Below are 8251 nucleotides of genomic sequence, written 5' to 3'. Positions count from 1 at the left end.
ACAAAGCGATCGCGCTTGAGCCAGTCATCGAGTGAGTCAAACCATCCTCTTTGGCTGGGAGCGCGTCCGACAGCTATTGTCATAGGTGTAGATCTCCAAGAATTTATAAGTACTAAAGAAAAGCTCTCTCCTCTCTCACCTGGATAACTGAGCTTAGATTGTGTCTAAGCAGATAATTGATCCGATTGTGAGTAAAGTTTACTTTTCTTTACGGTCTTGAACTTATATTAAGGTAAATTTTCAGATTTTGCCACTGTCATCTGTTATTTGTCCTTCGTCCTTCGTCCTTCGTCACCCCTGCTCCCCCTCCTGCTCCCCCTACTCTCTCATCTGTCCCTCCTCCCGTCTAAGATAAGAGGGAGACTATATTTATAAAGGAATCCTTAGCGCTTGAGAGTAGCATGTTCACGATTGACTTGACTTTGAAAAACACACCCTTCCCCTTATCCGTGCAACGGAAGTCAACCGAAGCGGCGGAAGAAACCTACCAGGAAATTATGAAAGCCATGAGTTCGGGTAAACCAGAGTTCATAGAACTGACCTGTGAACACCAGTCCGATAAGAAAATCGGCGTTCTCACCAATGAAATTAGTGCGGTGATGATTTCCCAGAAATCTGGTGCTGTGGGGACAGGACGCACACCCGGTTTCCTTGCCTTAGCTGAAGAAAAACAGTAGTTAACACGTCGCCAACGTCATGGTTCAAGCCGCAATTACGGTACGGGATCTATGCTTCAGTTGGTCAAGTGGAGCATCGGTTTTAGACGCTTGCTCTCTAGATGTTCCCAAGGGTGAGTTTTGGATGCTCTTGGGGACGAATGGTAGTGGTAAATCGACATTGCTGCGGTTGCTGGCTGGGTTATTGTCACCTGAATCGGGTGAGATACAGATTGAGGGATTAATCGGATTTGTCTTCCAAAACCCTGACCATCAGCTAGTTATGCCGACTGTAGGTGCAGATGTGGCGTTTGGACTGGTGGAGGAGAAGCTTTCCATCGCACAAGTTCGCGCCCGAGTCACCGAAGCCTTAGCCGCGGTCAATCTGCTCGATTTACAACGACGCCCGATTTACGCCCTCAGCGGTGGACAAAAACAGCGCATTGCCATTGCGGGTGCGATCGCGCGTCAGTCTGAGATACTCCTATTGGATGAGCCAACAGCCTTGCTAGATCCCGATACTCAGTTAGATCTGGTGGCTCAAGTCCAGCGCTTGGTCAAAAGTCGCGGGTTAACCGCTCTTTGGGTAACTCATCGGTTGGAAGAGTTGAATTACTGCGACGGAGCATTTTTGCTGGAAAATGGTCGGGTCGTCGCCCAAGGAGAACCAGATCGTCTCAAGCAACAGCTTCTGGGTGAGACAAAACTGTCATCATAAATTAATATAAAGAGGAGATTGAGAAAAATTAACAAAAAATATTAAATTAGCCTTGAAAAATGCCCTCTCCCCCACCCCAGGTTATTTTACTGGTTGATGGTTATAACATCATCGGCACCGAGTCGAGTTTGGCAAAGACCCGCGATTGCCATGGACTCTTAGCAGCGCGGCAAGAATTAGTTGAGGTTTTGATTAACTATAGCGCCTTTCGGGGCTATAAAACTCAAGTCGTCTTTGATGCTCACTACCAAAAGACCGGGACTTGCCACGAAGATTTAACCCCCCAGGTATCAGTCTGCTATACGGACTTTGGGCAGACCGCCGATAGCTACATTGAAAAATTTTGTGCGGCTTTTCGGAGTAAGCCCAAGCCATTCAGACAACGATTAATTGTGGCTACCTCAGATCGGGCGCAACGGCTAACAGTTACGGGGTACGGGGCAGAATGGATGTCATCTCAACAGTTAATTAGCGACGTCCATTGCACAAGTCGTGGAGTCCGCCGCCGACAACGACCGCCAAAACAATCTCGTGGTCGTTTTTTAGTCCATTCTCTTGACGAGTTGGCACAGCAACGGTTATCTCAATGGCGTCAAGGTATTCGCTGATACCGGGATAAGTCGCTCCCTTTTTAATTATTAATGAATTCAATATAGTTATTTAGAGGCTGTCTCTTAGAGGTTGTTTGGGACGCCGATAAACCCATTGGCACAAACAATTAGATATGAAGATTACTCGATACAATGGGGTAGAACCCAAGTTGCAAAAAAGGCACCAGCTAATCCCGGCTATTCTCAATTCTCTAGAGGAAATCGTTTGGTCAGCGTCAGCCCAAACCTATAAGTTATTGTATATTAACCGGGCTGCCGAGAAGGTTTTTGGCAGAACCCTTGCTGAACTGTATGATCAGCCAAATATTTGGCAGTTGATGATTCATCCCGATGATCGTCAGCGAGTTGATCATGCCCTTAAATTAGCCAAACGAAATCAGGATTATTTATTTGCGGTTCTATTCCTGGATTTGGATCGCTTTAAGATAGTGAATGATAGCTTGGGACATGATGTTGGTGACCAACTCCTAATTGCCACCGCCCGCAAGTTAGAAAAATGTTTACGAACCACTGATACCGTTGCCCATTTAGGTGGAGATGAGTTTACGATTCTCCTCGAAGATATTAAAGATATTAAAGATGCAACTCGTGTAGCTGAGCGGATTCAGGTAACCTTAAAATCCCCCTTTAACTTGAACAATCATGAGGTATTTACGAGTGCTAGTATTGGCATTGCTCTCAGTTCCACAGGATATGAGCGCACCGAAGACATATTAAGGGATGCTGATATTGCCATGTATCGGGCGAAAGAATTAGGCAAAGCTCGTCATGAAATATTTGATAAAATTATGCATGCTCAGACCCTAAAATTATTGACCTTGGAAAATGACTTGCGGCGATCATTGGAACGGCAGGAATTTGAAGTCTATTATCAACCGATTACCTCATTAGTAACAGGTACACTAACCGGATTCGAGGCACTGGTGCGTTGGCGACATCCAGAACGAGGTTTAGTCTCACCGGTAGAGTTTATCCCAGTCGCCGAAGACACTGGACTGATTATTCCTCTGGGAGAGTGGGTACTCTATGAAGCTTGTCGCCAACTGCGAATGTGGCAAACTCAATTCCCCACACCAGAGCCATTGAAAATTAGTGTCAATTTATCGGGCAAACAGATTAAAGAGCCGGATCTGATTGGGCAAATTGATCATATTTTAGAAAAGACAGGTTTAGATGGCAGATTTTTGAAGCTAGAAATTACCGAAAGTGTTTTAATGGAAAATGCCGAAACAGTCACCAAAATGCTGCTGCAATTGAGAGCAAGAGATATCCAGTTGTCAGTGGATGACTTTGGTACGGGATATTCATCCTTAAGTTACTTACACCGATTTCCCGTAAACACCCTTAAAATTGACCGTTCTTTTGTCAGCCAAATGAATCATAAAAGCCGCAATGCTGAGATTATCCGCACCATTATTACCCTGGCTCATAGTTTAAGAATGGATGTCATTGCTGAAGGTGTAGAAACTCTAGAACAATTGACTGAATTGAAACTATTAAACTGTGAACAAGGACAAGGGTATTTATTTTCCAAACCTTTAACTAAGAGTGAAGCCGGACTTTTATTAGTTAGACTTCCGCAGTGGTAAAGTAGACGTAGGGGAAATTGATAACAATTCATGAATTGCCCCGACTCGTGCTTCTGTGCCAAAGTAATTGAGACAAGATTCGTCCAATATTCTCCGCATCATCAACGCCGCGATGGTGTGTGCCTTCTAACGGCAGATTTAGAAATTCTAAGGCATTTAACATGCCAATTTCACGAGGTAAGGAATGAACGAGAGCAAATAATGTCTTAACATTGATATGTCGTGAGTTAAACGGATAAACAATCCCAAAAGATTGACATTGATTTTGAAATTGATTTTTATCATACTCCCCGTAACTAGCCCAAACTCGTTGACGGGATAAATACTCCTCTTGGAGACGTTGACAAGCTTGAACCAAGGAAATCCCTTGATCCACTTGCTCCTGGGTTAATGTAGTCAGCTCGGTACAGAATTCACTCACCGTTGAGCGTTCCGGTTTAACCAAGATACTCTCTTTCTCAACAGGTTGATGGGAAGCGCTATCCAGCAGACAAATCCCAATTTCGATAATTTCGCTTTCTTGTCCAGATGGAGGTTTTCCTAGCCAGCACGTCGCTTCGACATCAATAACCAGAATTTGGTCAGTCTTTCTAGACATAGTTCTCCTGCTCCTCAGGTTCCCGGCGCCAGGGCGGGTGAGAGTGAAGTTAGAGGTTGTCTCCAAAGCGTTATCGGTAAAACCAGTCCCGACAACTGGGCTTACTCTGCTCCTGTAATCTATTATGTTTTAAGCAATTCCGTCATTAACGCCCTTAGACGTTAATATAGGACTAATTTAACGCAACTGAAATTTGAGATTAGAGAAATTGCTATCTGAGCCACTGATTTCTACCAAATTTCCTGGTGATATATTCAAACTCGCCAATGGGTTAACTATCATTCACCAGCATTTACCCGCAACGCCTGTCGTTGTGGTTGATGTCTGGGTGAAGGCTGGTGCAACTGTCGAACCCGATGAATGGTGCGGGATGGCTCATTTTTTGGAACACATGATTTTCAAGGGGACACAGCGACTGGTTCCCGGCGCCTTTGATACGGTGATTGAACGTCATGGGGGGCTGACAAATGCGGCGACTAGCCACGATTATGCACATTTCTTCATTACCACCGCCGCACAATACCTCAATGAAACCCTACCCCCGTTGGCGGACTTACTTTTATCTCCAGCCATTCCCGACGTCGAATTTGATCGAGAACGAGATGTGGTGTTAGAAGAAATTCACTCCTGTTATGATAATCCCGACTGGTTAGGATTTCAGGCACTCTCAGAGACAATTTACCAGTATCACCCCTATAGGCGCTCTGTTTTGGGCAACGAAGCGCAATTGAGGGCGCACATTCCTCAGCAGATGCGCCATTTCCACGCGACTCACTACCAACCCGACAATATGACGGTGGTGATTATTGGGGGAGTTGAACAAGAATCGGCGCTAAATTTAGTGAATCAGTCTTTTACCTCGTTTGCGACTCCCGGTGATTGTCCCCAATTAATCGCCGAAGCCGAACCACCGATTACTGAGATTCGGCGTCAGGAACTGTATTTACCGCGAATCGAACAAGCCCGCCTATTTATGGCTTGGGTGGGACCGGGTGTGGATCAGTTAAAGGATGCTTATGGTTTAGATTTACTTTCGGTATTATTAGCCGATGGACGCTCGTCCCGGTTGGTGAGACAATTGCGTGAGGAAGAGCGACTGGTTCAAAATATTGGCAGTGGTTTTTCACTCCAGCGGGATTCTAGCTTGTTTACGATCAATGCCTACCTAGAGCCTGAGCATTTAGAGCGAGTCGAAGCGTTGATATGTCAGCATTTACTAGAATTACAGCAGACACCGATATCCCCGGAAGAAATCCGTCGCTGTCAGCGGTTATTGTGTAATGACTATATTTTTTCCACCGAAGCTGCTGGTCAGATAGCTGGATTGTATGGGTATTACAATACGATCGCGACTGCAGAATTATCGGTAACGTATCCCGCTCAAATTCAACGACTTACCCCAGTAGACTTGATGCACTTAGCGCAGTGTTATCTTTCTCCTTATCACTATGCGGTAACCGTTCTCAAGCCGGTGAGTGAAGATTTGGTGATGGGGGAGTTATTTTGAGTAGAGACGTTCCATGCAATGTCTCTACATGGTGCGTCTGTAGGGGTTCTTTTGACGACTATCGTTTCTTATCCTTACCCAGACGTAACTAAACCAGCCCCGACCAAATTTTGAACTTTGAATTATCGATTATGCCTTCTAGTCTAACTGCCTCACCCCAACAGTCCAGTATCCATCGCACGGTTTTAGATAATGGCATTGTGGTTATTGCCATCGAAAATTCAGCCGCCGATATTATTGCTACTCGCCTATTTTTTCGCACAGGTAGCCAAAGAGAACCGCGAGATAAGGCGGGATTAACTCATCTGCTGGCTGCTGTCTTGACTAAAGGCACCGCCGAACTTTCCTCGATTGAAATCGCCGAACGAGTTGAATCAGTCGGCGCTCAACTGAATACAGATGCAGCAACGGATTACTTTTTACTGTCGCTGAAAACGGTATCCTCAGACTGGCTGGATATGTTAAAGCTAGCCGGACAGATTTTGCGATCGCCTAGTTTCCCGGAAACCGAGGTGGAATTGGAACGGGTTCTGACGATTCAGGATATTCGCTCGCAAAAAGAGCAACCCTTTAGCATTGCCTTTGAGCAGTTGCGACAGGTGTTATATCAGGATCACCCTTATGCCGTCTCTGTATTGGGTACAGAAGCCACGGTTTCGGAACTATTACCGACGGATTTAAAAGAGTATCATCAAACCTATTTCCGCCCGGATAACCTAGTTATTAGTGTCGCCGGGCGGATCTCACCAGAAGCAGCCGTTGAGCAGATTGAGCAAGTCTTTGGTGATTGGCAACCGCCCTCAACTCCTTTACCAACCCTGACATTACCATTAATTACCACTCAGCCTTGCCGAGTTGTTACTCCCCAGGAGACACAGCAATCGGTGGTAATGTTGGGGTATTTAGCCTCATCCGTTACTGATCCGGATTATGGGGCGCTAAAACTGCTGAATACCTATCTGGGGAATGGGCTTTCTAGTCGCTTATTTGTGGAATTGCGGGAAAAGCGGGGATTAGCCTACGATGTTTCGGCGTTTTATCCCACGCGCCAATGTGACTCCCTATTTGTCGTGTATATGGGAACCGCCCCCGAAAATACAACCATCGCGATGGAGGGATTACGCACAGAAGTGGAACGCCTTGGCACTCTGAGGTTGAGTGAAGAGGAACTACAAGCGGCTAAAAATAAACTTCTGGGTCAATATGCTTTAGGGAAACAAACCAATGCTCAACTTGCCCAAATTTATGGCTGGTATGAGACCCTGGGATTGGGAATTGAGTTTGACCTCAAGTTTCAGCAGGATATTGCCCAAGTGACGCCAGAGATGGCGCAAGCTGCGGCACAGCGTTTCTTTGGTGAACCCTTTATTTCTTTAGTGGGTCCGACTGAAGCGATTACCCAGATAGTTTGAGATCCCAGACGTGCCATGGCACGTCTCTACAGTATTGGGGGATCTTGTATCTAATTCGATACCTGTTTGAGGATAGTCACCGGACCAGAGTCTTTGAGGAGCTGCATTTGCTGGGAATTGCGAACTAGCAGCGCCCCCGCAAAGCCTAGTGAATTGACCGAGATAGACTCAAACTCTTCTTGCTTTCGCGGCACAAGCAGCATCCATTCTCGTGTGGCTAGCAGGTTGTAGGGGGCGGATTGTTTGATGCCCTGGTGGGGCATACCCACGGCATCTAAAAGCCTGTGGTAAGCGTCCAGAATGGCTTTAGCGGCAACGTCTGGCGAGTCTATCCAATTGGGATCAAATCGGGTTATGGAATGAACAAAGGGAAAGCTAGGTATTCTACCAATGGAACCCTGAAAATTAGCCGATGCGATCGCGGATTCGATGGGTAGCTTGGATATCTCCGGTATTAGGGGTAAAGGAACGAGTTGTAAATGTTTGTGTCGCTGACTCGCACCCGCTATTTTGCCGCCGTTATAGAAGGCTAAACCATCAATTTCCGCTAAACCTGCCCACATTGCCTGAAAATCCGATAATGTTAGCCAATTATCCTGGTCTTCATACTCTCTTGTGACAATGAGGAGGTGATAGTCAACCACGTTGAATTTATTTAACAGACACAGGTGGGTGTCAGAAATATCAGCAACGAATAAATCTTCCTCGTAAGGGAGAAATGGGTTAAAGTCCTTGCCAGAGTTAGCTTTTTTCTTCTTTTGCTGCTTCTTGTCCTTATCTTTGCGATCGAGGTTAGAGACTATCCGCACCAGAAAGCGAATCCCATCCTGTTCGACGAACTCACACTCAGTTGCGATGGGTTGTAGTGCGCCGCATTGGAGAGCGTGTTCGGTTGTCTTTTGAACCTTTGACCATAATGTACCCGGTTTTAGGGTGAGTGTTTTCTGTTCCGTGGGTTTTTCTTCGGGCATAGTTATTCGTCATATCCGCCGTATGCGAATCTAATCTAAACGATTTGATCAATTTTGCCCAGAACTAGAGTGTCGGTTGTGTAATCCCAGTTAAGGGTAACAAGCAGTAATCAGAGGACATCTGTTAGCATCGGAATTATGTTTTTTCAACGCAGAGTACGCAGAGGTTAACGCAGAGGTACGCAGAGG

At 45.9% G+C, this 8251-nt stretch carries 8 protein-coding genes; 6 read left to right on the top strand and 2 right to left on the bottom strand.

Features of this window, described 5'->3' with window-relative positions; genetic code table 11:
- The first annotated feature begins 401 nt into the window (after positions 1-401).
- From ACLGGO_RS26970 to ACLGGO_RS26955, 4 genes are all read left to right on the top strand, one after another.
- On the top strand, positions 402-677 hold the full coding sequence (locus ACLGGO_RS26970; RefSeq protein WP_446334364.1) for a hypothetical protein: 276 nt from the start codon (positions 402-404) through the stop codon (positions 675-677).
- Between the two features lie 19 nt (positions 678-696).
- Positions 697-1374, top strand: a complete 678-nt coding sequence (locus ACLGGO_RS26965; RefSeq protein ID WP_446334363.1) for an energy-coupling factor ABC transporter ATP-binding protein — start codon at positions 697-699, stop codon at positions 1372-1374.
- A gap of 59 nt (positions 1375-1433) precedes the next feature.
- Positions 1434-1982: an NYN domain-containing protein gene (locus ACLGGO_RS26960; RefSeq protein WP_446334362.1), complete on the top strand. Its 549-nt coding sequence runs from the start codon at positions 1434-1436 to the stop codon at positions 1980-1982.
- Positions 1983-2098: 116 nt separating this feature from the next.
- A complete protein-coding gene (locus ACLGGO_RS26955) occupies positions 2099-3574 on the top strand; it encodes a sensor domain-containing protein (RefSeq protein WP_446421598.1) in 1476 nt (491 codons plus the stop codon).
- A gap of 28 nt (positions 3575-3602) precedes the next feature.
- On the opposite strand, the gene ACLGGO_RS26950 is transcribed toward ACLGGO_RS26955, so the two are convergent.
- A complete protein-coding gene (locus tag ACLGGO_RS26950) occupies positions 3603-4172 on the bottom strand; it encodes an exonuclease domain-containing protein (RefSeq protein WP_446421597.1) in 570 nt (189 codons plus the stop codon).
- A 208-nt stretch (positions 4173-4380) separates the two neighbouring features.
- On the opposite strand from ACLGGO_RS26950, the gene ACLGGO_RS26945 reads away from it, so the two are divergent.
- Both ACLGGO_RS26945 and ACLGGO_RS26940 read left to right on the top strand, forming a co-directional pair.
- On the top strand, positions 4381-5679 hold the full coding sequence (locus tag ACLGGO_RS26945) for a M16 family metallopeptidase (protein ID WP_446334360.1): 1299 nt from the start codon (positions 4381-4383) through the stop codon (positions 5677-5679).
- Between the two features lie 131 nt (positions 5680-5810).
- On the top strand, positions 5811-7091 hold the full coding sequence (locus tag ACLGGO_RS26940) for a M16 family metallopeptidase (protein WP_446421596.1): 1281 nt from the start codon (positions 5811-5813) through the stop codon (positions 7089-7091).
- Positions 7092-7141: 50 nt separating this feature from the next.
- On the opposite strand, the gene ACLGGO_RS26935 is transcribed toward ACLGGO_RS26940, so the two are convergent.
- On the bottom strand, positions 7142-8062 hold the full coding sequence (locus tag ACLGGO_RS26935; protein WP_446421595.1) for an ATP adenylyltransferase family protein: 921 nt from the start codon (positions 8060-8062) through the stop codon (positions 7142-7144).
- Positions 8063-8251 lie beyond the last annotated feature (189 nt).

This window comes from Coleofasciculus sp., assembly GCF_046565525.1.
Lineage (GTDB): Bacteria > Cyanobacteriota > Cyanobacteriia > Cyanobacteriales > Coleofasciculaceae > Coleofasciculus.
Note: the sequence above shows the minus strand (reverse complement) of the source record. Positions and strands in the feature narration are given on the sequence as shown.